Raw genomic sequence first — 22,076 nt, forward strand, 5'->3', positions numbered from 1 at the left:
CCCACCTTGTCCCTTGAAGGCCTGTCCCTTGAAGCCCGATCTCTCGAGAGTCCGTCCGCAGAACAGTCCTGCGGATCAGTCCAGGGCCAGATAGGCGCCGGCGTCGACTTCGATCATCACCGGCTGTTGGATATCCCTGAGACTCTGCAGCAGTTCCTGCAACTGCGCCGGGCTGTCGGCGCGATGGTGCGCCACATGGAAACTTTGGGCCATGGCCTGGAAGTCCGGGGTGAGGATGTCCACCCCCAGCGGCGCGATGTCCCGGGCCTGCATGTAGTCGCGGATCTCGCCGTAGCACTGGTTGTTCCACACCAGCAGGATCACGCCGATCTGCGCTTCCCGGGCGGCGATCAGTTCGCTGCTGGCGAACTGCAAGCCGCCGTCCCCCACCAACGCCACCACCGGACGCTCGGGCTGTGCCAGCTTGGCGCCCATGGCTGCCGGCAGGCCGTAGCCCAGGGTGCCGTAACCGCTGCCGGCGTTGAACCAGCTGGCCGGGGCCGGGGCCTGGTAGCCGCAGGCGCCCTGATACACCGGCTGGGTCGAATCCCCCACCAGGATCGGGCTGCCCAGGGTGTCCCGCAGCAGGTCGAGCAAGCCCTGCAAGCCTTGTTGCTTGGGCGTCCAGCCGGTGCGTTCGGCCTGGTTGACCCGCTGTACACTGTCCACCGCCCAACGACCGCGAGAGCTGGGTTGCGTCACTTTGCCGAGCAAGGCTTGCAAGCCTTCCAGGGCGTCGCCCACCAGGCCGACATGGGCCCGTTGCACGCCCATGACTTGCATCGGGTCGATGTCCAGGCGGATCAACGAGCCTTTGAAACGCAGGGGGCCCAGGCCGAAGAAGTCGTAGTCGGTTTCCCCCAGCTCAGTGCCCACGGCCAGCACCACGTCGGCTTCGTCGATCAACGCCCGGCCATGGGTCGAAGACTGTACGCCGTCGAGCAACAGCGGGTGGGCGCAGGGCAGCAGACCCCGGGCGTTGGTGGTCAGCGCTACCGGCGCTTGCAGGCGTTCGGCCAACTGACGCAGCGCCTCGGCGCAACCTCGGGCACCGCCGCCGGCCAGGATCAACGGCCGGTGGGCGCTGTTGAGCAAGGTCGCGGCCGCCTCGATCGAGGCTCCGGCCGGGGCCGGAGCACCGGGCAGGCTACGGGGCATCAGGTTGAGGTCAGCAGCGGGCATGTCCAGCACGTCCAGGGGAATCTCGATATGCACCGGTCGTGGCCGCGCGCACTTGAACACGGCAAAGGCCCGGGCCAGAAGCTCCGGCAGTTCCGCAGGCGACTGCAGGGTGTGACTGAAGGCGCAGACCCCAGCCACCATCGCCCGCTGGTCCGGCAGTTCATGCAGATGGCCATGGCCCAGGCGCAGGTGTTCGCGACGGTTGACCGTGGAGATCACCAGCATCGGCACCGAGTCGGCGTAGGCCTGGCCCATGGCGGTGAGGATATTGGTCATGCCAGGGCCGGTGATGATGAAGCAGACCCCGGGTTTGCCACTGGCCCGGGCGTAGCCGTCGGCCATGAACCCGGCGCCCTGTTCGTGCCGCGGGCTGACATGCCGCAGGCGACTGCCGTGCAGGCCGCGATAGAGCTCGACGGTGTGCACGCCAGGAATCCCGAACACCGTGTCCACGCCATAACCTTCCAGCAAACGAACCAGCGACTGCGCACAGGTGGTCATCGACTACTCCTCTTGTTCTTATGCGTCCGGACGACACCCTGCGCCCGGCTGATGTCGAGGGACATTAGTCGCTGCACCCAAGGAGCAACAATCGAAAAAAATCGCGGCGATTGCTCAATAAAATTCACGCTTTGCCGTTGCGTCGCGGCTCCGGGTGCAAGCGAGTGATGCCCTGCAGCTGGGATTTGACCCATTCGCTGAAGGCCAGCACCACCGGGCGCTCGGCCTTGAGCAAATCGGCCACCAGGTAGTAGCCGCGATTGGATTCGATCTCGGTGCCGAAGGGCTGCACCAGTTGCCCCCGAGCCAGGGCCTCGCCGCTGATCAGGTTGTCGCCCATGGCGATGCCCTGGCCGGCGATGCAGGCCGACTGCACGAAGTGCGCGTCGGCGAAGATGATGCCCCGGCGCACATCGACATTAGGCGCCCCGGCCGCTGCCAGCCAGACCCGCCAGTCGGAGTAGTCGATCATGTGCAGGAGCAAAGCGTGATCGAGCGCGTCGAGGGTTTTCAGGCCCCCCATGGCGTTCACCAGGCTCGGGCTGCACACCGGGAAATAACGCAGGGAGACGATCTTCTGTACATGCTGGTTGGGCCAATCGCCCATGCCGTAGGCAACGAACAGATCGACACCGCTGTCACTGGTGTCACCTGGCGTGCGAGGTGACACCAACTGCAGTTCCACCTGGGGATACAGCGCCTGGAACTCGGCGATATGGGTGCACAGCCAGTAGGTGGCGAACCCCGGCGGGCTGCTGATGCACAGCCGACCACTGACCTGCTGGCCATCGGAACGCTGCCCGGCTTCGAGGATGTTGGCCAGCAGCAAGTGAATGTCCCGAGCGTAGCGCTCACCCTGGTAGGTGATGCGAATGCTGCGGCCCAGGCGCTCGGTCAGGGCAAAACCCAGGGTCTGCTCCAGGCTCTTGATCTGGTGACTGATGGCGCTGGGGGTCAGGTTCAGCTCATTGGCGGCTTCGGCGACACTGCCCAGGCGGGCCACCGCGTCCAGCGCGCGCAGGGCGGTCATGGAGGGATAACGCATACCGATCAGGCCTCGACTGCAAAAAAACGAGTGCCAGCACCATAGCTGCAAACGCGATCCGGCAATAGCCTTGTCGGTCGCCGAAAAAAACGTCCATTGCTGAAAAAAATTACCGGGTCCGGCTAAAAATGCTCGATTGACCCCAGGCCATCGATGGCTAATTCTCCAGTCCTACCCTGTGCCGGGTACTGCCCGGCCATCGCACAATAACAAGAGGGTCGACCCTTGCAATCGCAGCCCAACTCCGTCAATCCCGTGGTGGCGATCGATGACTTGCACAAGAGCTACGCCGACCACCACGTGCTCAAGGGCATTGCCCTGCGCGCCAATGAAGGCGAAGTGGTCTCGCTGATCGGTTCCAGCGGCTCGGGCAAAAGCACCCTGCTGCGCTGCATCAATCTGCTGGAGATTCCCTGCAGCGGCAGCTTGCGCATCAATGGCGAAGAGGTGCGCATCAAGACCGATCGCGCCGGCAATCCCCAGGTCGCCGACCCGGCCCAGGTTGCACGCCTGCGCACTCAACTGAGCATGGTGTTTCAGAGTTTCAACTTGTGGCCCCATCGCACCGTGCTGGAAAACGTCATCGAGGCGCCGGTGTATGTCCTCGGTGAAGACCGCAAGGACGCCATCGCCCACGCCGAGCACCTGCTGGAAAAAGTCGGCCTGGCCAACAAGCGTGACGCTTTCCCCTCCTTTCTCTCCGGTGGCCAGCAGCAACGGGTGGCCATCGCCCGGGCCCTGGCCATGCGCCCCCAGGTGCTGTTGATGGACGAACCGACCTCGGCCCTGGACCCGGAACTGGTGGGCGAAGTACTCAAGGTTATCCAAGGCATCGCCGAGGAAGGCCGGACCATGATCCTGGTGACCCACGAGATGGCCTTCGCCCGGGATGTGTCGAGCAAGGTGATGTTCCTCCACCAGGGGTTGGTGGAAGAGGAAGGCCCGCCGCAGCAAGTGTTCCTCGACCCGGTCAGCGAACGCTGCCGGCAATTCGTCATGGCTCAGGAAAACCGCGTCTGACGTCCCGCTTCAATCCTTGAAAACAACAACTTCGATAAAGGGTAAAGCCATGAAAAACCTGCTCAAGGTGCTTGCCACCGGTTGCCTGTTCAGTGCACTGGCCAGCCACGCCGTGGCCGCCGACAAGATCGTCTTCGGCATCGCCCTGGAACCCTACCCGCCGTTCTCGATGAAAAGCGGTAACGGTGACTGGAGCGGCTTCGAACCGGAGCTGATCAAGGCGCTGTGCGAACGCATGCAGGCCCAGTGCCCGCTCAAGGAGGTGGCCTGGGACGGCTTGATCCCGGCCCTGCAATCGAGCCAGATCGACGCCATCCTCAATTCCCTGAGCATCACCGATGAACGCGAGAAGGTCATCGACTTCTCCGCGCCCTACTACCAGACCCCGGCCATGTGGGTCGCCGACCAGAGCCTGGAGCTTGCGACCACCCCCGAAGGCCTCAAGGGCAAGCTGATCGGCGTGCAGGGTTCCACGTCCAACGCCACCTTCGCCAAGACCTACTACGGCAAGACCTCGACCCTGCGCTACTACACCACCCAAGACGACATGATCGCCGACCTGCAGAGCGGGCGCATCGACGTAATGCTGGCCGATGCCCTGACCATCGAGCCGATCCTCAAGACCGCGGCCGGTGCCGGTCTGGCGGACAAGGGCCTGGCGCCGAAAGACCCGCTGTTCGGCTCGGGCATCGGCGTCGGCCTGCGCAAGGGCGACAGCGCCCTGCAGCAGCGGATCAACACCGCCCTGGCTTCGCTCAAGGCTGACGGCACTTACGACAAGATCCGCAGCCGCTACTTCAGCGTCGACATTTCTGCCAACTAAGCCGTCCGGCGAGCCCGCTGCGGCGGGCCGCCGGCGTTGACTGGATACGTCATGATTTCTCTGTCCGACCTTTCCCAACTGTTCGTCGCCGACGGCTGGCTCGGTGCCCTTGCCCAGGGCGCGCTGGTGTCCCTGCAGATTTCCGCCGGGGCCTTCGTCCTCGGCCTGGGCATCGGCTTGCTGGTGGCGATGATCAAGCTCAAGGGGCCGCGCTGGCTGGTGAAGCTGGCCAACGTCTACACCACCCTGTACCGGGCCATGCCCGAGCTGCTGCTGATCCTGCTCCTCTACTACGCCGGTACCGACCTGTTGAACATGGCCATGGCCGCCATGGACCGTCCGAGTGTCACGGTCAACGGCTTTATCGCTGCGGTTCTGGTGCTGGGCATTGTCCAGGGCGCCTATTCGGCGGAGATCATCCGTGGCGCGATCCAGGCCATTCCCCACGGCCAGATCGAAGCGGCGCGCGCCTACGGCATCGAGCGCTGGCTGCTGGTGCGGCGCATCCTGCTGCCGAGCATGCTGCCCTACGCCATGGCCGGGCTGTCGAACCTGTGGCTGGTACTGGTCAAGGACAGTGCGCTGATCAGCATTGTCGGCTACAGCGAACTGCTTTCAGTAGGCAAGCAGGCGGCGGGTTCCACCAAGCATTACCTGGTGTTCTACCTCGCGGTCGCGGCTTTCTACTTCGTCATCACCCTGGTGTCCGGCAGCGTGTTCCGCGTGCTCGAACGACGCACCAACCGCTGGCTGCCCCAGCACTAGGAGACTCGGATGGACTTTTCCTGGATCAACGGTTTTTCCAGCGAGCTGCTGCGCGGCCTGGGTATCACCCTCAAGCTCCTGCTGCTGAGCGGAATCTGCGGCTTTGCCCTGGCAGTAGTGGTGGGCCTGGGCCGGGTGTCGCGCAACCCTCTGATTCGCGCGCCGATGCAGTTCTATATCAGTGTGTTCCGCGGTACGCCGCTGCTGGTGCAGATCTACATCCTCTATTACGGGGTAGGCAGCCTGTTCGCCGCCTACCCGCCGATTCGCGGCAGCTTTCTCTGGCCCTACCTGCGCGAAGGTTTCTGGTATGTCGCCCTGGCCCTGACCCTGAGCGTCGGCGCCTATGTCGGCGAAGTACTACGCGGCGGCCTGCGGGCCGTGCCCCGGGGCGAGCTGGAAGCGGCCCGTGCCTATGGCATGGGTCACTGGCTGACCCTGCGCCGGGTCTGGCTGCCCCGGGCCCTGGAACTGGTGCGCCCGACCCTGGTGGGGGAATGCGTGCTGTTGCTCAAGGCCACTGCGCTGGCGTCCACCGTGGCGGTCACTGATTTACTCGGCGCGGCCAACCTGGTACGCGCCCAGACCCTGAAGGTCTACGAGCCGCTGCTGGCGGTGGCGCTGATCTACATCGTCCTGGCCTTTGTCATCGAACATCTGTGTGCACGCTTGGGCACCGCTTCTCAGAATCAGCGGCCGCAGCGTCAGGCCTGAACCCATTTATTGCGCGGGCAACGAGGCCCGTGAGGAGAACAGCATGCGTTACTCACCTTTCGTTCAGCGCATCAGCGGCGAATCCGTCAGCGCCTGGGATATTCACTACGCAGCCATCGAGGCTCGGGGTCGCGGCGAGGATGTGATCGTCCTCAGCGTCGGTGATCCGGACTTCGCCACCGATGCACGCATCAGTGCCGCTGCCAGCGCTGCCCTGGAGCAGGGCGACACCCATTACACCCACGTCCTTGGCCGCCCGGCCCTGCGTGAGGCCATCGCCGCCAAACAGCGGCGCCTGCTGGGTATCGACGTCAGCGCCGACAACGTGGCCCTGGTGGCTGGCGCCCAGAACGGCCTGTTCGCCACGTCGCTGTGCCTGTTCAGCAGTGGCGACGAAGTGCTGGTGCCGGAACCCATGTACCTGACCTATGAGGCCTGCATCCACGCCTCGGGGGCCAAGATCGCCTGCGTCCAGCAACCGGCGGCCAACGGCTTTCGCCTGACCGCGGCAGCCCTGGAAGCGGCGCTCACCGACAAGACCCGCGGCATCGCCCTGGCTACGCCCTGCAACCCCACCGGCAACGTCTACAGCCGCGAGGAGCTGGAAGCCGTGGCCGAGGTGGCGCGCAAGCATGACCTGTGGGTGATCTCCGATGAGGTCTACGGGCAACTGACCTACGACCGCGAACACCTGAGCATCGCCTCGATGCCGGGCATGGCCGAACGCACTGTGATCCTCAACAGCCTGTCGAAAACCCACGCCATGACCGGCTGGCGCGTGGGCTGGGTCATCGCCCCGCCGGCATTGGTCGGGCACCTGGACAACCTGCTGCTGTGCATGCTCTACGGCCTGCCCGGGTTTATCCAGGAAGCCGCGCTCAAGGCCCTGGAGCTGGATGAAGAAGTGATCGGCAGTGCCCGCGAGGTCTATCGCCGTCGCCGCGACTTGGTGGTGGCCGGGCTCAAGCCGGTGCAGTTGCTCGATTGCCGCGAGCCGGAAGCCGGGATGTTCATGCTGGTGGACGTGCGCCGCACCGGGCTGTCGAGCATGGATTTCGCCTGGCAGCTGTTCCGCGCCACCGGGGTCTCGGTGCTCGATGCCCAGGCCTTTGGTGCCAGCGCCGAGGGCTTCGTGCGGATCTCCTTCACCGTCGCCGACGACGTGCTCAAGGACGCCTGCCAACGCATTGCCGGCTTTGTCGAAACCCTGGGCGCCACCCGCTGAGCGCATTACCCGGGCCGCCCCGCGGCCCTCGTACCTCTGACAAGAACACTGCTGCGCCTTACTTTTTTGCCCACCTTTGAAGGGCCCCCTACTTGAGAGGTTGACCCCGTGACCGCTTCCGACCAATTCAACTCCACCCATAGCGCCGTCGATCAATATGCCGAACTGGTGCTGCACAACGGCCGGATGTACACCCTCGATCCGGCCCAGCCCTGGGCCGATGCCGTGGCCATCCGCCAGGGCAAGCTGATCGCGGTGGGCAGCCTCGCTTCCCTGGCCTCTCTGATCGGCCCCAACACCCGCCAGCACGATCTGGACGGGGCCTTCTGCATGCCCGGCCTGCACGACATGCACACTCACCCGGACCTGGCCCTGGCGCCGCGCTACGCCGACGACCTGGATGTAGGCATCGAAGACCCGACCCCGGAGCAGCTGACCGCGGCGATCCACGCCTACGCCGACAGCCACCCCGGCGATGGCTGGATCTACGGCCAGTACTGGGTGCGCTACACCTTCCGCGAAGCCGGCCTGACCCCGGGCCGTGAGTGGCTCGACAGCGTCATGCCAGACCGCCCGGTGGCCCTGCTGGATCGCATGTGGGGGACCATGATGGTCAACTCCAAGGCCCTGGAACTGGCCGGTATCGACCGTCACACCAGCGATCCGCGCAACGGTTACCTGGAGCGCGATGAACTCACCGGCGAACCCAACGGCCTGCTGATCGACGGCGCCTACGCACTGATCCACGCCGCCATGCCGCCGACCCCAGTGTCGGTGCTGCGCCGCGCCTATCGTGATGGTGTGCACTTCCAGACCTCGCGCGGGGTCACGGCCACCAAGTACGTGCACGTCTGCGAGAACCGTCTGCAGGCCCTCAAGGAACTGGACGATGCCGGCGAACTGACCCTGCGAGTAGAAGCCGCCATCAGTTGGCAGGACGATATCTTCCCGGTGCGTCGGCGCTGGGAGCTGCTCAGCGGCGAACGGCATTTCTATCGCAGCGCCCGCCTGAGCGCCAACGCGGTGAAGTTCCACTTCGACGGCACCGTGGAGCCCAAGTCTTCCTATCTGCTGACGCCCTGGCCGGAAGAGTCGAGCTGGCGCGGCAAGCTCAACCTGACCCCGGAACACATCACCGACATGGTGGTGGACATGGACAAGCGCGGCCTGCGAGTGATCGCCCACTGCACCGGCGACGGCGCCTCCGACGTGTTCCTCGACGCCGTGGCCGAAGCCCGTCGGCGCAACGGCAACAGCGGTATCCGTCACCAATGCGCCCACAGTACCCTGCTGCACCCGGGCAACCTCAAGCGCTTCCAGAGCCTAGACGTGATTGCCGAGTTCTCCCCGGCGGCCTGGTATCCGACCCCATTCGCCAGCGGTGCCCGCTCCGGCTACGGCCAGGAGCGCCTCAAGCGCATCTATGACTTCAAGGGCGTACTGGCAGCCGGTGGCATCGCGGTGTTCGGCACCGACTGGCCGGTGGCGTCCATCGACCCGTGGCTGGCCCTGGAAACCATGGTTACCCGGCAGAACCCGTGGAACCAGGAACCCGATACCTTCGGCGATCCCATCAGCCTGGAACAGGCCCTGCAAGTGGCGACCCTCAACGGCGCCCATGCCATGGGCCTGGAACACCTGACCGGCAGCCTGGAGACCGGCAAGTCGGCGGACCTGATCGTCCTCGACCGTGACCTGTTCGCCCAGGGTGCGCGCAACTACATCCACCACACCCAGGTGCAACTGACCTTCGTCGAAGGGCAACTGGTCTACGACCGCCAGGGCACCTTCAGCGACACACCGCTGCAAGCGGTCTGGGAAGGCCTGCCGCCAGTGATCGAGGGCAAGGAATAATGAACAGCACCCCGAGCATTCCAGTGACCGTGGTTGCGGGCTTTCTCGGCGCCGGCAAGACCACCCTGCTCAACCGCATGGTGCAGCGCGCCGACAGCGGCCGACTGGCAGTGATCGTCAACGATTTCGGTGAGCTGAACATCGATGCGGCGATCATCGCCGAGGTCACCGACGCGGTGTACAGCCTGCAGAACGGCTGCATCTGCTGCACCGTGCAGGAGGACCTGCTGGCGCAGCTGGTGAGCCTGTCCAAGCTGCGCCCGGCCCTGGAACGGATCGTCATCGAGTGCAGCGGTGTCTCCGACCCGCAGCGCATCGTGCAGACCATCAGCTACCCGCAACTGCGCAACCGCCTGCACCTGGACGCAGTGATCACCCTGGTGGACGCCAGCGGCTACCAGGAACTGGAAGGGGAAATGGCTCGGCTGTCCCGGGCCCAGGTGGCCTGCGCCGACTGGGTGCTGCTGAACAAGGCCGACCTGGTGAGTGCCGAGCAGTTGCAGAGCATTCGCGCCAGCCTCGGCGGCCGCGCCCCGGTGTTCGATACGGTGCAAGCCGAGCTGCCGGCGGAGTTGCTGCTGACCCCGCCGGTGCGTTCCACCGAGGTGCTGTTCAAGGCCCTGCCCCAGGCTCACGACCAGTTGTTCGAAAGCTGGGTGTGGAAAAGCTCGCGGCCGCTGCAACCCAAGGCCCTACGGGACTGGCTGGCGCGCCTGCCCGCCGACCTGCTGCGCCTCAAGGGCCTGGTGCGCCTGGAAGGCAATGAACAACCCTATTGGTTGCAGCATGTGGGCAACCGCAGCCAGTTCACCCTGGCGGCCGATCAGCCCACCGAGCATGCCGCGCAGCTGGTGTTCATCGCTCGCCGGGGCAGCGATCTGCGCCAGGAACTGGAGGCCGGGGTCAGCGATACCCAAGTGATGTAAACGGCGAGCACCGGGAAGCTTCACGGCACGACGGGCCTGGCGCATCATGAGCCGCCCGTTTTCCGCTGAAGCAAGGACGCAGCACATGCTCGACATCCTCCAAGGCACGCCCCTTTGGGTGTACGCCGTCTTCGCCCTGATCTGTTATTACGGCCTTCGCGCAAGAGCCACCACCCGTGAGAGTCGCCGCTCGCTGATGATTGCCCCGGTGATTCTGCTGATCTGGTCGCTGTGGTCAGTGAACCTTGGCCTGCACCCGTTACTCGCACTGGGAGCCTGGATCGGTGGTGCCGTGTTGGGCAGCCTGCTGGCCATGCTGCTGTTTTCCAGCGCCGGGGTGATACTGGAGTCGGGCGGCGAGGCCATTCTGGTTCCCGGCACCCTGAAGATCCTTGGCATCTCACTACTGTTCTTCGCGGTTAAATACTGGATCGGCTATCAGACCGCGGTGCACCCCGAGCACGTTGCCAGCGTCCAGATGCTGAGCATCAGCGGCGCTGCGGCGGGCTTCACCGTGGGTCTGTTCTGCGGCCGGGCCCTGAAGTTGTACCGCCACTGGCTAACCCTCCAGGTCAAGGCCTGAAGGCGCCGGGAGAACGGCGGCGGACGCTGGGGAATCTTCCTCGCAAATGCCGGTCTTTAGGGACAGCGCGGTTGGCTGGTCGCTTGGTCCGTGACAATAGGCCCCGGGTCCAATAGATTAGGCGCCCCCGAAAATCCCCCTGGGCCTTTCGCGCCTCAAACCTGTTAAACCAAGTAGTGGATGTTCAATGCCTGATTCCAACACCGAAGAATCCGTGATCGCCCTGTCCAACAAGGCCGAATACGAAAACGCCATTCATCTTTCCCAGCACGTGTCCCAGGCCAAGACCATCAGCGAGATGGTGCTCGACGCCTTCCACAGCTCGAAAGAAAGTGACCAGATTCGCGAACTGCGTGCTGCGATTCGCCAGGCCCACGACCGCTTTGACGACGACACTGCCTATGAACTCATGGGCCAGCTCAAGCAACTCAAAGACGCCGAGGCCGCCGACCTGGCCGCCCTGGAAGACCTGAGCAAGAAATTCCCCATCAGCCGGATCCTCTCCAGCTACAAGGACGACCCGGACTTCCAGGAGCTGGTCTACGGCCTGGCCCTGAAAGTGCTGAACCAGACTCACCAGGCCATCAGCAACCCCAGCGGCGGCAAGAGCAAGGCACGGCCGAAGAAGGAAATGGAAGTGTTTGCCATCAGCAAGGACGGCATCAGCGTCACCCTGCCGATGCGCCCGCGCTCCAAGGCCAACGTCGACCGTGAAGCCTTTGAGTTTCTCGGCTTCAGCTTTGTGGGTGAAGGCGACGAGGCGGAGCTGGAAAGCGAGACCTTCCTCGACAGCAACGGCAACGAACAGCAAGCGACCCGCAAGAACATCGTCACCGCGATCCAACAGCAGACCGCATTTGCCGGCTACAGCGCGCAACAACAGCTGTAACCCGGCCCTGTAGCGAGCTTGCTCGCGAAGCCGCCAGCCCTGCCTGAACGGCCAAGAAAAAGCCCCGCGCTTCAACCTGAAGTCGGGGCTTTTTCTTGGCCTGCTCCTCAGCTATCCCGATAATCCGCAATGGGATACCGCAAGCACAACGCCTCCACCTCTAGACGGAACATCTCCTGCAACGCCGGCGCGAGGCTGTACTTGTGCTCGCCGAGGGGCGCCACCTTGTCCAGGATCCGGCAAACCAGATCGACGACCTGGCGGCACCCTTGGGAATCGATGTGGCGTTGGGCGATAGAACCGGCGCCGATGCACAAACCATCACCGACAAAGGACGATCGGGTTTCCCCCGGCGCGCGTTTTTTGTTCACGATGATGCCGCACGCCTCCAATGCCGACTCAGCAATGGAGCCGGTGATGCCCCCTCGCAACTGAAGCAGAATCGTGTGGTTCTCCGTCCCGTCGCCCACGACCTCATAGTCCTGGGCCATGAACGCGCTGGCCATTTCATCCGCGGTGCTCCGAACCCGGCCCATGCAGGCATCGAATCGGGGAGACATGGCATAACCCAGCGCGGCTGCCTTGGCCGCAATCATGTTGACCGCCGGTGCCCCCCTGTATTCCCGGGAATACGGCTTGATCGAGGACAACGCGGAAAGTTGACCTCAAGCCGGGAACCTTGGTGTCCGCATCGCGCCCCGACAGAATCAGGCCTCCGCGCGGCCCCGCGAGCTGCTTGTGGGTGCAGGTCGTAGTGACGTGTGCCGCGTCGATGGGGCTTGGATGCCGCCCCGTGGCCACCAGACCGGCGATATGTGAAATGTCCGCGAGCAGGATCGCCCCGGCTTCATCGGCGATTGCACGGAATCGCTGAAAATCCAGGGCCCGCGAATAGGCAGTCGCACCGCAGATGATGATGCGCGGACGATGGGCGAGCGCCAGCTTGCGCACCTCATCGTAGTCAATGACGCCCTGGGATGTGGTGCCGTAACGAATCGCCTTGTAGTTGGCCCCCGTGAAGGCGAGAGCGCTACTGTGGGTAAGGTGCCCGCCATGATCGAGGGCCATGCTGAGGATCGTATCCCCTGGCTCGGCCAGGGCTGTGAGCACCTGGTAGTTGGCATTGGAGGCCGAGTGCGACTGCACACCGGCATATTGGGCAGCGAACAGTTCCTGGGCCCGACGAATCGCCAGGGATTCAACCCGATCGGCGTTCTCGCACCCGGCGTGATGACGCCGGCCTGGAGTGCCCTCTACGGTAACGTTGAGCAACGCCGATGCCGAAGCCGCCAAGGTCCGTGGGCCGGCCGCGCAGGACGATGAACCCAAGGACAGTGTGCAGTGTTGGCGCGTGACTTCCGCGTCCAGGATGCTTGCCAGTTCGGCGTCTTCAGTACGCAGATCGGCCAAGCCTCGTCGCAGCAGGTCGGCCTGGGTCCTGAGTGGTTCAGTATCAGCTGCCATTATTCTGTGTCCCTTCCTTGTGTATTGCGCGCCACGAACGACAGCACGCTTCCTGAGTTTCACGTTCGTTTATGCGGATCAGGCTCATCCAAGCCTTGGTCCAGACTGTATAAGGCACAACAGGATTAATCAAAGAATTAAACATTTTCCAAATTAAATGATTCTTTTTTTAAGACGAAAGGACACCCGCCTTGCCTCGCTGCGGGGCCTTGGCCGGCCAAGGGCCATCACTACAGTCCTGAGGGGCTTTATTGTGATGGCTGGCGCATGCAACACTTGTCCATTGCGGCGTCCCCCCCGGAATCGGCCCCTTCCACGATTCCAACGCCCTCAATACCGACGGCGAAGTATCCCTGGACGGATGCAGCTGACTAAAGGAGCACTAGCAAGTTGGTACATATCCGTAAAAAGTCTGAAAAAAATCTGCTGCAGTAACCCAGTCACTGGTGCCGAACATCAAGTACGGCACGACCGCTATAAAAATCAATATGTGGCGACTATAAGGAAATGGTGAGCATTTGATGCACAGAAGAGAAAGAACAGAGTATTTAAAGAGCAACATTAAATACCTGATAAAAAGTCGCGGTGAGACGCAACTGTCTTTGTGCAATGCCAGCGGCCTGACCAGAACAACTATTTATAATATTCTGGAAGGTAAGGTAACCAATGTACAGCAGTCCACCATTCGAAAGATTTCCGATTTCTTCGGCGTTTCCTATGAAGAGATCGAAACCATCGACTTTGAAGAGAAGGAGATCATCGAGAGCAGTATCTCCCCTCAAGGCAACATGAATCCGGCTGCCGTACCGATCATCAAGGAGAGCTTGCTGATAGCCAATATGGATAGACGGATCGGTGAACTGGCCACGCTTTACCCATTGACCTATTACTTCGGCACATCCTACAACTTGATAGCGGTGTTGCTGGAGCATGCAATCAATGGCTTGAATGAACCTGGCGATCTCCTGATCGTACAAAAGGGATCCTCGACTGACGATAAAGAGAAGCTGGTTTACGACAGGCTGACAAAGAAGCTGCTCATCATCAATGGCCCGTACTCCGATACCGATCGCCTATCTGTAGTAGGCGACATCATCGAGGAGCGATTCAATGACAGCCTATGAAGCAGAAGCCGAGAACAGCAAGTACAAGTTACTGGGGTTTGAAAATAACAAAAGCCTGGCCGTAATCATGATTATCGCCACAGGCAAGGTCATCAGAATCAAGTTAAGTGAAGTGCTGAACAGCGAAATAATGGACAATCTAAATAAAATGGAAATCAAAAATCTTTACAAGAAATTCTATTCCCAAGGAGGGGCACTGACTGCGTACGACCTGAACGACCGACACGAGAACTCATGGATGATTTACATCATCCTGAACCTGCTGCTCTTTACGTTCTACATTTTCACCAGTATTGCTGCGACCAAGCCGATTTATCTGGAGACGCTCGATATCATTATCACTCCAGGCACCTTCCTCTATCCTCTGACATTTTTAATCGTTGACTTGCTGAACGAAAACTTCGGGCTTAGGCTTGCAAGAAGAGCCATTTTGTTCGCCTTTGCAAGCAACGCCATGATTATCATCCTGCTCTATGGATCGACCTTTCTCCCCGGACTACCGGGCTGGAAACTCGACACGCCCTACAATGACGTCATCATTCATGTGTCGTCTGTATTGGTAGCCTCCTCCGTCTCTTTCCTTGTTTCTGAGAATATAAATTCATACTTGTTGTGCAAGATAAAAGAGCTGACGAATTCCAGATTTCTATTTCTGCGAATATTTTTGAGCACCTTGTTTGCAGTCATCATCGACAGCTTTGTATTTTGCTACATCGCATTTTATGGAGCGATGCAAAACAGCGACATCCTGAACATGATCTATGTTCAAATCGCGATTAAAGTATGTTTTGCCTTCTTCAACATCCTGCCAGCTTATGGTGCCAGGTCATTGTTCAAGAGATACATCCCGGACGGCCAGAACAAGCAACAGAGTGCCTGATTGTCTCAAGGCATTGGATTCAACACTCATCTGACAGCCAGACGCAGTGTTGAATCCCATTGGCCAGCAATCAAGCCTTTAGCTGAGACTCAACTTGCCTTTCAAGCTATTCATGACCTCTGTCTTGTTCTCCAGATAGCTGTTCAAGCCTCTTGCGCGAAGATTGCACGCATCGCAATTAGCGCAGCCACTGCCCATGATCCCGTTATAGCAAGTCAGTGTTTGTTCACGAATCAGGTCCAGTTGGCTGTGGTAGTCAGCCAACGCCCAGGTTTCTGCCTTGTTCAGCCACATCAGTGGAGTTTCAAGCTGCAGCTTGTACTCCATGCCCAGCTCCAGCGCCTTGTTCAAGGCCTTTACAAACTCATCGCGACAATCAGGATAACCAGAGAAGTCCGTCTCACAGACACCGGTGATGACAGTCTCGGCTTTTACCTGATAGGCATAAATGGATGCCAGGGTTAAAAACAGAATATTGCGTCCCGGCACAAAGGTACTGGGCAGGCTCTCACCTGAACTGTTCACCGTCGGCACCGGGATATTGTCCCGAGTGAGACTGCTGATTGCCAACTCGTTCAGCAGCGAAGCATCCAGCACCTTGTGAACTGTCGCTCCCAGTTGTTTTGCAAGCCGCTGCGCCGTTTCTATCTCTGCGTGGTGCCGCTGACCATAGTCAAACGTAATGCAGTGCACCTCGTCATAAAGCGGCAATGCGTGGATCAAACAGGTTGTCGAGTCCTGCCCGCCACTAAAAACGACGACGGCTATTTTCTTCATCATTCTGCTTCCTGCATAAGTAGAGTCATTTCATGAGTTAAACGGCCCATTGACGGGCTCTGAATAAAATACCCCGCACTTCTCTCGAAGGCGGGGCTTTTTTGTCTAGGACAAAAAATCAAGCCGAGGGGCTGCTACCGGCCATGCGCCGCAGGATATGCGCCTGGCCTTTGACACAGTGCAGGATCACCGCCGCGACATGGCCCACGATCAGTACCAGCAAGGTCCAGCCCAGCAAGCTGTGGAAGTTGTTGCCCAGGTCGGTCATCCACTGGATTTTCGCCCCCTCGAAGCCGCTCATCACCGGCAGGCCAAAGGCGGAAAATGCCCGCCCCGATCCGTACTGGCGCAGCAGTCCGAGAAACGGAATGGCGAACATGCCGACATACAGCAACCCGTGCCCCAGACGCGCGGCGAAGTTCAGGCTCGGCGGCCGGCGATGACGGTTCAACAGGCTCCAGAGCACACGCACCAGCAACAGGCCCATCAACAGCAGCCCCACTTGCTTGTGGGTCGGCCAGAGAAATTCATCCAATGCCGATTCGGCCAGCAGGTAATGTGCACCGGTGGTGCTGTAGATCCAGACAAAGGCCAATGCCATGGCCCAGTGCAATCCGCGACTGATAACGCCATAACGCGCCTGCGAATCGTATATTTCGATACGGCTTTCCATTACATCCACTCAGGTTCATCCACGAACGAGGCATTTTACCCGGCCATGCAAAGTCATCGGGCCGAAAAGCTTTAAATGATGTGACGGTCCCCCCGAGCGGTATAAAAAAGCCCCGCGCTTCTCTCGAAGGCGGGGCTTTTCTGTGGCCTGGACAGCTTAGTGTGCGTAGGTCAGCAAGAGCTCGGTCGGGGCCTTGAAATCCACCGACATCATCACGCTCAGGGCGGTGATGGTGAAGATCGAGAACACGAAGAGCTTGCGCGCCCACACAGTGTCATCCACTGCCTTGTAGCCGGTCCAGGCCATGTACAACCAGTACATGCCCATCGCCGCCGCTACCGCCAGGTAGCTCATGCCGGCGTAACCGCTGAAGGTCAGCATCAGGGTCGCCACCAGGAATGCCAGGATGTAGAGCAGGATGTGCTTCTTGGCCACGCGAATGCCACGCTTCACGGGCAGCACCGGAATCGATGCGGCCAGGTAATCGTTGAAGCGGAAGATCGCGATGGCGTAGGAATGCGGCATCTGCCACAGGCTGAACATCACCAGCAGGGTCAATGCGGCCATGTCGAAGCTGTTGCTCACAGCCACATAACCGATCACCGGCGGCATGGCCCCGGACAGACTGCCCACCAGCGTGCCGTGAACCGACTTGCGCTTGAGGTACAGGCTGTAGAGACCGACGTAGATGACAAAGCCGATTACCGCGAACAACGCAGCCAACGGGTTGGCCACGTAGTACAGCAGGGCGACGCCGGCGACACCGAGGATGGAGGCATAGACCAGGGCCGCTTCCAGGGAGATCAAGCCCTGGACCAGCACGCGGTTCTTGGTGCGCTCCATCTTCAGGTCGATGTCACGGTCGATGCAGTTGTTGAACACGCAACCGGACGCTACCACCAGCGAGGTGCCGATCATGGCGGCCAGGAAAATGGCCAGATCGACATGCCCTTTCGAGGCCAGGAAAAACCCGCCTGCCACAGAAAGCACGTTACCGAAAATGATCCCCGGTTTGGTGATTTGGATAAAGTGCTTGAGCGACATCGGGTTTACCTCACTTGGCCATCATGACGGTGTGGATGCTGAACATGATCCACAACGACAGACCAACCAGCAGAACAATGACCAACGCGGCGAAGATGAACGCCACCACGTTGTTGCGCTGTGCCGCGGAACGGTCCAGGTGCAGGAAGTACACCAGGTGTACCAGCACCTGGATCACTGCGAATGCCAGGACGATCCACAGGGTCACGTCTTTAGGCAGCGACGGGTACATCACCAGGCCGAACGGGATCAGTGTCAGGATGACCGACAGGATGAAGCCGATGGCGTAGGACTTGACGCTGCCGTGACCGGCTTCGTCGTGGGAGTGTGTGTTGGCCATTTACATAGTCCCCATCAGGTAAACAACGGTGAATACGCAGATCCACACCACGTCCAGGAAGTGCCAGAACAGGCTCAGGCAGCTCAGACGGGTCTTGTTGGTCGCCGTCAGGCCGTTTTTCTGCACCTGATACATCATGATCGCCATCCAGATCAGACCGCTGGTCACGTGCAGACCGTGGGTACCAACCAGGGTGAAGAAGCCGGACAGGAAGCCGGAACGGCTAGGGCCGTAGCCTTCGGAGATCAGCAGGTGGAACTCGTTGATCTCCATGCCGATGAAGCCCAGGCCGAACAGGAACGTCATGCCCAGCCAGCCCAGTACCTGCTTCTTGTTACCCCGGAAGAACGCCAGCATGGCGAAGCCATAGGTGATCGAACTGAACAGCAGCAGAGCGGTTTCGCCCAGTACGTAAGGCAGTTCGAAGATGTCGTGGCCCGATGGGCCACCCGCTACGTTATTAACCAGTACCGCGTATACCGCGAAGATCGACGCAAACAGAATGCAGTCGGTCATCAGGTAGAGCCAGAAACCGAATACGGTCATCTCGCCCGAGTCGTGGTGATGGTCATCGTGCCCATGGTCATCGACATGGGCGTGTCCAGCATTGGTCACTAAGTTCGACATGGATTAAGCCTGTTCCAACGAGGTTTCAACACGGGTAGCCGGGATCTTGTTCTCCGATACCAGACGCTTGTGCTGCTCGGCTTCGATGCGTTCGATCGTCTCGACCGGCACCATGTAGCCTTGATCATCACGGGCAGCGTGGATCGCGAAATAGATCACGGTGCCGGCCAGGCTTGCGATGGCCAGCCACCAGATGTGCCAGATCATGGCGAAACCGAACACGGTCAGCAGTGCCCCCATGACCACACCGGTAGCGGTGTTGTTGGGCATGTGGATCGGCTGATAGCGGCCTGGCTTCGCGTAGGCAGTGCCGTCTTCCTTGGCTTCGGTGAACGGGTCGATGCCTTCGGCTTTCGGCAGTACAGCGAAGTTGTAGAACGGCGGTGGCGACGAGGTCGACCATTCCAGGGTGTGGGCGTTCCATGGGTCGCCGGAGACACACATGTTCTGCTTGCGGTCACGCACACTGACATACAGCTGGATCAGCTGGCAGGCGATACCCACAGCGATCATCAGTGCACCCACCATGGCGACGTACAGGTACGGCACCCACTCAGGGTTGGTAGTGGCGTTCAGACGACGGGTCATGCCCATGAAGCCCAGTGCATAGAGCGGCATGAAGGCGACGAAGAAGCCCGAGATCCAGAACCAGAATGCTGCCTTGCCCCAACCTTCATGCAGCTTGAAGCCGAAGGCTTTCGGGAAGTAGAAGCTGAAGCCGGCGATGTAGCCGAATACCGCGCCGCCGATGATCACGTTGTGGAAGTGAGCGATCACGAACAGGCTGTTGTGCAGGACGAAGTCCGCACCCGGGATGGCCAGCAGTACGCCGGTCATGCCGCCGATGGCGAAGGTCACCATGAAGCCCAGGGTCCACAGAACCTGGCTGGTGATGCGCAGACGGCCGTGGTAGATGGTGAACAGCCAGTTGAATAGCTTCACCCCCGTCGGGATCGAGATCAGCATGGTTGCCAGGCCGAAGAAGGCGTTGACGCTGGCACCCGAACCCATGGTGAAGAAGTGGTGCAGCCAAACCATGAAGCCCAGGATCGAGATCGCGCCGGAAGCGTAGATCATCGAGTGGTGGCCGAACAGGCGCTTGCCCGAGAAGGTCGAGATGACTTCGGAGAAGATACCGAACGCCGGCAGGATCAGGATGTACACCTCGGGGTGACCCCAAGCCCAGAACAGGTTCACGTACATCATCGGATTGCCACCAAGTTCATTGGTGAAAATGTGGAAATCCATGTAACGGTCAAGCGTCAGCAGTGCCAGGGTAGCAGTGAGGATCGGGAACGAAGCCACGATCAGCACGTTGGCCCAGGTGCAGGTCCAGGTGAAGATCGGCATGTCCATCATCTTCATGCCCGGGGTACGCATTTTCAGCACGGTGGCCAGGAAGTTGACCCCCGTCAGCGTTGTCCCCAGACCCGATAGCTGTAGCGCCCAGATGTAGTAGTCCACACCCACGCCCGGACTGTATTGCAAGCCCGACAGCGGCGGATAGGCAACCCAGCCGGTCTTGGCGAATTCACCAACGCCCAGGGACAGGTTGATCAGCACCACGCCCGATACCAGCAGCCAGAAGCTCAGGGAGTTGAGGAACGGATAGGCCACGTCACGCGCGCCGATCTGCAGCGGCACGACAAGGTTCATCAGGCCGGTGAAGAATGGCATCGCCATGAAGATGATCATGATCACACCGTGGGCGGTGAAGATCTGGTCATAGTGTTCAGGTGGCAGGTAGCCAGGCGAACCCTCGGTGGCCATGGCCAACTGGGTACGCATCATGATGGCGTCAGCGAAGCCACGCAGCAGCATGACCATGGCGACGATGATGTACATCACACCGATTTTCTTGTGGTCGACGGACGTCAGCCACTCGGTCCACAGGTAAGTCCACTTCTTGAAGTAGGTGATTGCCGCGAACAGCGCCAGACCACCGAGCGCGATCATGGCAATGGTCACCATGACAATCGGCTCGTGGAACGGAATCGCTTCCAGACTTAATTTACCAAACATCGTTTACTCCTCTGCCCCGGCAGCTGAATGCGAACTCACGTCCATCCCTTCGGTTGCGGCCACTTCCTTTTCTTTCTTCTCGTGCTTGAGCGGCTTGCCCGGTTTCATGCCTTCATACTTGTCGATGATGGTCTGGAACAGGTTCGGCGCGTACGCGGAGTAGAGCTCTACAGGATTGTTCTGGCTCGCCTTGGAAAGGGCTTCGTATTCAGCGGTGTCCAGCTGTTTAGGTGCCTTCTTGACTTCGTTTACCCAGGCGTCGAAATCTTCCTGACTGGTTGCGATCGCTTTGAATTTCATGCCGGTAAAGCCCGCGCCACTGTAGTTGGCGGAGATACCTTCAAGTTCGGTGTTCTGGTTGGCAATCAAGTGCAGCTTGGTGGTCATGCCCGCCATCGCGTAGATCTGGCCGCCCAGGCCCGGGATGAAGAACGAGTTCATCACGGTGTCGGAGGTCACGCGGAAGTTCACCGGGGTATGGGCCGGGAAAACGATCTTGTTGACGGTGGCGATCCCTTGGTCGGGATAGATGAACAGCCACTTCCAGTCCATGGCGACCACTTCGATGGTGACCGGTTTGGCGTCGGACTCCAGCGGACGGTAAGGGTCCAGGGCGTGGGTCGACTTGTAGGTGACATAACCCAGGGCAATGATGATCAGTACCGGAACCAGCCACACCGCAATTTCGATCTTGGTGGAGTGGGACCACTTCGGCGCGTAGGTCGCGTCCTTGTTCGAGGCGCGGTATTTCCAGGCGAAGGCGAAGGTCATGATGATGACCGGCACAACCACCAGCAGCATCAGAATGGTTGCCGTGATGATCAGGTTTCGTTCATCCAGACCGACCTGACCCTTAGGATCGAGCAAGGTCCATTTGCAGCCTCCCAGCATCAACATGCCGAGCAGCGGCAATAAGCCTAGTAATCTGGGGTACCTGTTTTTACTCATCTCACGACCTCTAAAGCAGCTTGCGCAATGCAGTTGGGTTTTGATCGCCAACACTTCACCCTGCCAAGGGTTGGCATTTTTCTTCAATTGAATAAGGGCCTGCCCGTTGGGTTAAACGCTCAACGACACATCCCGGGCTAGCAGTGGTTCTTATTCGATCTCGTGGTCAAAGGCCTTGTTACAGACCAATTCCATTTGGTGCGGAAGTTTGGAAGGCGCCGACACCCGCAGTCGCATGGAGCGCTCTATCCGCCCCTCGACCGTCCTCGTGTGCTCAGGGATGAGCAGCGTCGGAAATTCAGTGCGGGCGATTGTAGATATGTCGCGTTTTATAAACCATGTCTTATCCCGAAATAATTTTTATCGCTGAGCGCAACAATCGCTCATGATTGTTGCGAAGGATCGCAATCATAACGATTTTCATTATCAACAAAAAGCCCCAAAAAGGACTCCACAGCGCCCGGCTACCGGGCCTCCGCCCGCCCCTGAAAGCCGTCTTTCATATGGCTTCACCCCTTGTAAAACGGGGTCTGTGAAGAATTGTATAGATAGCAGGCTATGGGTTTTCCCCAACAGCGCGGCTTACACAAACTGACAGACTTGCATGGAACCAGTTGCTCGGAATGCAGTCTGTTGCAAGCCCCCGATCG

Annotated in this window: 20 protein-coding genes and 1 pseudogene; 11 read left to right on the forward strand and 10 right to left on the reverse strand. The window is 60.2% G+C overall.

Annotation, left to right across the window (positions count from 1 at the left end; translation table 11 throughout):
• Positions 1 to 75: 75 nt before the first annotated feature.
• Together P7C00_RS26345 and P7C00_RS26350 are read right to left on the reverse strand one after the other, a co-directional pair.
• Positions 76 to 1,683, reverse strand: coding sequence for a 5-guanidino-2-oxopentanoate decarboxylase (locus tag P7C00_RS26345; protein WP_346633897.1), 1,608 nt, complete (start codon positions 1,681 to 1,683; stop codon positions 76 to 78).
• A 124-nt stretch (positions 1,684 to 1,807) separates the two neighbouring features.
• Positions 1,808 to 2,728, reverse strand: coding sequence for a LysR substrate-binding domain-containing protein (locus tag P7C00_RS26350; protein WP_346633896.1), 921 nt, complete (start codon positions 2,726 to 2,728; stop codon positions 1,808 to 1,810).
• A gap of 225 nt (positions 2,729 to 2,953) precedes the next feature.
• Here P7C00_RS26350 and P7C00_RS26355 point away from each other — a divergent pair, with 225 nt between their 5' ends.
• The 9 genes from P7C00_RS26355 (at position 2,954) to P7C00_RS26395 (ending at position 11,527) form a co-directional block, all read left to right on the forward strand.
• Positions 2,954 to 3,748 carry an ABC transporter ATP-binding protein gene (locus tag P7C00_RS26355; protein WP_404937611.1) on the forward strand — a complete coding sequence of 265 codons (795 nt, stop codon included), beginning with the start codon at positions 2,954 to 2,956 and terminating at the stop codon, positions 3,746 to 3,748.
• Between the two features lie 49 nt (positions 3,749 to 3,797).
• Entirely contained in the window at positions 3,798 to 4,571 is a 774-nt protein-coding gene (locus P7C00_RS26360; RefSeq protein WP_346633895.1) for a transporter substrate-binding domain-containing protein, read from the forward strand.
• A 51-nt stretch (positions 4,572 to 4,622) separates the two neighbouring features.
• The gene (locus tag P7C00_RS26365) at positions 4,623 to 5,336 is read left to right on the forward strand and encodes an ABC transporter permease (RefSeq protein WP_011063272.1); all 714 of its coding nucleotides are present in this window, start codon (positions 4,623 to 4,625) and stop codon (positions 5,334 to 5,336) included.
• 9 nt (positions 5,337 to 5,345) lie between these two features.
• Positions 5,346 to 6,050, forward strand: a complete 705-nt coding sequence (locus P7C00_RS26370; RefSeq protein ID WP_346633894.1) for an ABC transporter permease subunit — start codon at positions 5,346 to 5,348, stop codon at positions 6,048 to 6,050.
• A gap of 43 nt (positions 6,051 to 6,093) precedes the next feature.
• The gene (locus tag P7C00_RS26375) at positions 6,094 to 7,275 is read left to right on the forward strand and encodes an aminotransferase class I/II-fold pyridoxal phosphate-dependent enzyme (RefSeq protein WP_346633893.1); all 1,182 of its coding nucleotides are present in this window, start codon (positions 6,094 to 6,096) and stop codon (positions 7,273 to 7,275) included.
• A gap of 108 nt (positions 7,276 to 7,383) precedes the next feature.
• Positions 7,384 to 9,129 carry an amidohydrolase gene (locus P7C00_RS26380; RefSeq protein ID WP_404937612.1) on the forward strand — a complete coding sequence of 582 codons (1,746 nt, stop codon included), beginning with the start codon at positions 7,384 to 7,386 and terminating at the stop codon, positions 9,127 to 9,129.
• Positions 9,129 to 10,055 (forward strand): CobW family GTP-binding protein, encoded by a 927-nt coding sequence (locus P7C00_RS26385; protein ID WP_404937613.1) that lies wholly within the window; start codon positions 9,129 to 9,131, stop codon positions 10,053 to 10,055. Before P7C00_RS26380 ends, P7C00_RS26385 begins: the two co-directional genes overlap by 1 nt.
• A gap of 85 nt (positions 10,056 to 10,140) precedes the next feature.
• Positions 10,141 to 10,638, forward strand: a complete 498-nt coding sequence (locus P7C00_RS26390) for a hypothetical protein (protein ID WP_346633890.1) — start codon at positions 10,141 to 10,143, stop codon at positions 10,636 to 10,638.
• 187 nt (positions 10,639 to 10,825) lie between these two features.
• On the forward strand, positions 10,826 to 11,527 hold the full coding sequence (locus tag P7C00_RS26395; protein ID WP_123724742.1) for a hypothetical protein: 702 nt from the start codon (positions 10,826 to 10,828) through the stop codon (positions 11,525 to 11,527).
• Between the two features lie 107 nt (positions 11,528 to 11,634).
• On the opposite strand, the pseudogene glyA reads toward P7C00_RS26395, so the two are convergent.
• Positions 11,635 to 12,991 (reverse strand): annotated as a pseudogene (gene glyA / locus P7C00_RS26400) (serine hydroxymethyltransferase).
• A gap of 521 nt (positions 12,992 to 13,512) precedes the next feature.
• Here glyA and P7C00_RS26405 point away from each other — a divergent pair.
• Positions 13,513 to 14,115 carry a helix-turn-helix transcriptional regulator gene (locus P7C00_RS26405; protein WP_346633888.1) on the forward strand — a complete coding sequence of 201 codons (603 nt, stop codon included), beginning with the start codon at positions 13,513 to 13,515 and terminating at the stop codon, positions 14,113 to 14,115.
• Positions 14,102 to 14,995 carry a queuosine precursor transporter gene (locus P7C00_RS26410; RefSeq protein WP_346633887.1) on the forward strand — a complete coding sequence of 298 codons (894 nt, stop codon included), beginning with the start codon at positions 14,102 to 14,104 and terminating at the stop codon, positions 14,993 to 14,995. The genes P7C00_RS26405 and P7C00_RS26410 overlap by 14 nt, the downstream gene beginning before the upstream one ends.
• Before the next feature lie 78 nt (positions 14,996 to 15,073).
• Here the strand turns inward: P7C00_RS26410 and queC are convergent, their stop codons facing one another.
• The 7 genes from queC to cyoA all read right to left on the reverse strand — a co-directional run bounded on the left by queC (position 15,074) and on the right by cyoA (position 21,426).
• Complete coding sequence (gene queC, locus P7C00_RS26415) at positions 15,074 to 15,772, reverse strand: 7-cyano-7-deazaguanine synthase QueC (protein WP_346633886.1); 699 nt, start codon at positions 15,770 to 15,772, stop codon at positions 15,074 to 15,076.
• 118 nt (positions 15,773 to 15,890) lie between these two features.
• Entirely contained in the window at positions 15,891 to 16,445 is a 555-nt protein-coding gene (locus tag P7C00_RS26420; protein WP_346633885.1) for a cytochrome b, read from the reverse strand.
• Positions 16,446 to 16,601: 156 nt separating this feature from the next.
• Entirely contained in the window at positions 16,602 to 17,489 is an 888-nt protein-coding gene (gene cyoE, locus P7C00_RS26425; protein WP_123724747.1) for a heme o synthase, read from the reverse strand.
• 10 nt (positions 17,490 to 17,499) lie between these two features.
• On the reverse strand, positions 17,500 to 17,829 hold the full coding sequence (gene cyoD / locus P7C00_RS26430) for a cytochrome o ubiquinol oxidase subunit IV (RefSeq protein ID WP_092310581.1): 330 nt from the start codon (positions 17,827 to 17,829) through the stop codon (positions 17,500 to 17,502).
• Entirely contained in the window at positions 17,830 to 18,456 is a 627-nt protein-coding gene (locus P7C00_RS26435) for a cytochrome o ubiquinol oxidase subunit III (protein ID WP_025129487.1), read from the reverse strand.
• Positions 18,457 to 18,459: 3 nt separating this feature from the next.
• Positions 18,460 to 20,478 (reverse strand): cytochrome o ubiquinol oxidase subunit I, encoded by a 2,019-nt coding sequence (gene cyoB, locus P7C00_RS26440; protein WP_346633884.1) that lies wholly within the window; start codon positions 20,476 to 20,478, stop codon positions 18,460 to 18,462.
• Between the two features lie 3 nt (positions 20,479 to 20,481).
• Positions 20,482 to 21,426, reverse strand: coding sequence for a ubiquinol oxidase subunit II (gene cyoA / locus P7C00_RS26445; RefSeq protein ID WP_346633883.1), 945 nt, complete (start codon positions 21,424 to 21,426; stop codon positions 20,482 to 20,484).
• Positions 21,427 to 22,076 lie beyond the last annotated feature (650 nt).

It is taken from the genome of Pseudomonas sp. JDS08PS003 (assembly GCF_045013505.1).
Classification (GTDB): Bacteria; Pseudomonadota; Gammaproteobacteria; order Pseudomonadales; family Pseudomonadaceae; genus Aquipseudomonas; species Aquipseudomonas protegens_B.